Below are 2,272 nucleotides of genomic sequence, written 5' to 3'. Positions count from 1 at the left end.
CTCGCTGGGCTCATAACCCAGAGGTCGCAGGTTCAAATCCTGTCCCCGCTACTGAACAGACCTGAGGCCCGGAGCTCGAAAGAGTTCCGGGCCTCAGTCGTTTCATACGGTGAAGTCCGTACGGCGAGGTGAAGGAGCGGCGCGGTCAGGCGGACGCGCAGTCCGGGCAGGTGCCGCGGTAGGTGACCTCGACATCCGAGACCGTGAAGCCGAAACGCTCTCCGTCCGGCAGATCGGCCAGCGGATCGCCCGTGGGATGGACATCGCGGATGGTGCCGCACCGGGCGCAGACCAGATGGTGGTGAGGCCGGTGCGCGTTCGGGTCGTATCGCTTGGCGCGGCGGTCCGTGGAGACCTCGATCACCTCACCGAGCATCACCATCTCGCCCAGTGTGTTGTAGACCGTGGCCCGTGAGATCTCCGGCAGCCGCGCCACGGCACGCGCGTGCACCTCGTCGGCCGTCAGATGTACATGGTCCCCGTCGAGCACCTCGGCCACGACGCGCCGCTGGGCCGTCATACGCCAGCCTCGTCCGCGAAGTCGTTCCAACAGGTCACTCATGATGACCAGCTTAACAGTGAAGGGAACCAGGTCCCGAACGTGTACGACTTTGGATGTCTGCTTGACTTGGACAAAGTCCATCGTAGGATCGGCGATGGCGGTAGCCGCCATGGGACAGGACTGGCAGTAAATGACGCAGGAGGCGCACGTGACGCAGGGACCGCTCACTACGGAGGCCGGGGCTCCGGTCGCCGACAACCAGAACAGCGAGAGCGCGGGCGTCGGCGGTCCCGTGCTGGTCCAGGACCAGGCGCTGCTGGAGAAGCTCGCCCACTTCAACCGTGAGCGCATTCCGGAGCGCATCGTGCACGCGCGCGGCGCCGGTGCGTACGGCACGTTCACGCTGACACGCGATGTCTCGCAGTGGACGCGCGCCGCGTTCCTCTCCGAGGTCGGCAAGCAGACCGAGACGTTTCTGCGCTTCTCCACCGTCGCGGGCAACCTGGGCTCCGCCGACGCGGTGCGCGACCCGCGCGGTTTCGCGCTGAAGTTCTACACCGAAGAGGGCAACTACGACCTCGTCGGCAACAACACCCCGGTGTTCTTCATCAAGGACGCCATCAAGTTCCCCGACTTCATCCACACCCAGAAGCGCGACCCGTACACCGGCTCGCAGGAGGCGGACAACGTCTGGGACTTCTGGGGGCTGTCGCCCGAGTCCACCCACCAGGTGACCTGGCTCTTCGGTGACCGCGGTATCCCGGCGACGCTGCGCCACATGAACGGGTACGGCTCGCACACGTACCAGTGGAACAACGAGGCCGGCGAGGTCTTCTGGGTCAAGTACCACTTCAAGACCGACCAGGGCATCAAGAACCTGACCTCGGCCGAGGCCGCGGTGCTCGCGGGCGAGGACCCGGACTCGCACCAGCGCGATCTGCGCGAGTCCATCGAGCGCGGTGACTTCCCGTCCTGGACGGTGCAGGTGCAGATCATGCCGGCGGGCGAGGCGGCAACCTACCGCTTCAACCCGTTCGACCTGACCAAGGTCTGGCCGCACGAGGACTATCCGCCGATCGAGATCGGCAAGCTGGAGCTCAACCGCAACCCGGAGAACATCTTCGCCGAGGTCGAGCAGTCCATCTTCTCGCCGGCCCACTTCGTGCCGGGCATCGGTCCCTCGCCGGACAAGATGCTCCAGGGCCGTCTCTTCGCGTACGGCGACGCCCACCGCTACCGCGTCGGCATCAACGCCGACCATCTGCCGGTGAACCGTCCGCACGCCACCGAGGCGCGCACCAACAGCCGGGACGGTTTCCTGTACGACGGCCGCCACAAGGGCGCCAAGAACTACGAGCCGAACAGCTTCGGCGGCCCGTTCCAGACGGACCGGCCGCTCTGGCAGCCGGTCGCGGTCAGCGGCGCCACGGGCGAGCACGCGGCCCCGAGCCACGCCGAGGACAACGACTTCGTCCAGGCGGGCAATCTCTACCGGCTGATGTCCGAGGACGAGAAGGGCCGGCTGATCGAGAACCTCGCCGGCTTTATCTCCAAGGTCTCGCGCGATGACATCGCCGAGCGCGCGGTGAACAACTTCCGCCAGGCGGACGGTGACTTCGGCAAGCGACTGGAGGCCGCGGTCCAGGCCCTGCGCGGCTGACAGCCTCGCCGAGACGGAAGGGGCCGGGTCCTTCGGGATCCGGCCCCTTTTGCCGTCCCCCCGGGCGCCGCCGCCGGACGCGGCGCGGCGTCAGCCGGCCAGCACCGCCG

The 2,272-nt window shown here is 67.3% G+C and carries 2 protein-coding genes; one reads left to right on the top strand and one right to left on the bottom strand.

All coding sequences use genetic code 11. The features are described 5' to 3' along the window. Positions 1-145: 145 nt before the first annotated feature. On the bottom strand, positions 146-562 hold the full coding sequence (locus tag GA0115259_RS28565; protein ID WP_093602370.1) for a Fur family transcriptional regulator: 417 nt from the start codon (positions 560-562) through the stop codon (positions 146-148). 148 nt (positions 563-710) lie between these two features. On the opposite strand from GA0115259_RS28565, the gene GA0115259_RS28560 reads away from it, so the two are divergent. Further along, complete coding sequence (locus tag GA0115259_RS28560; RefSeq protein WP_218104244.1) at positions 711-2,162, top strand: catalase; 1,452 nt, start codon at positions 711-713, stop codon at positions 2,160-2,162. The last annotated feature ends 110 nt before the right edge of the window (positions 2,163-2,272 follow it).

This window comes from Streptomyces sp. MnatMP-M17, assembly GCF_900091995.1.
Taxonomy (GTDB): Bacteria; Actinomycetota; Actinomycetes; order Streptomycetales; family Streptomycetaceae; genus Streptomyces.
This window is presented reverse-complemented; position numbering and strand designations above follow the sequence as displayed.

Bases quoted from the DNA above. Each gene is read 5' to 3' on its own strand.
- GA0115259_RS28565 (WP_093602370.1), bottom strand. From the start codon at position 562: ATGAGTGACCTGTTGGAACGACTTCGCGGACGAGGCTGGCGTATGACG.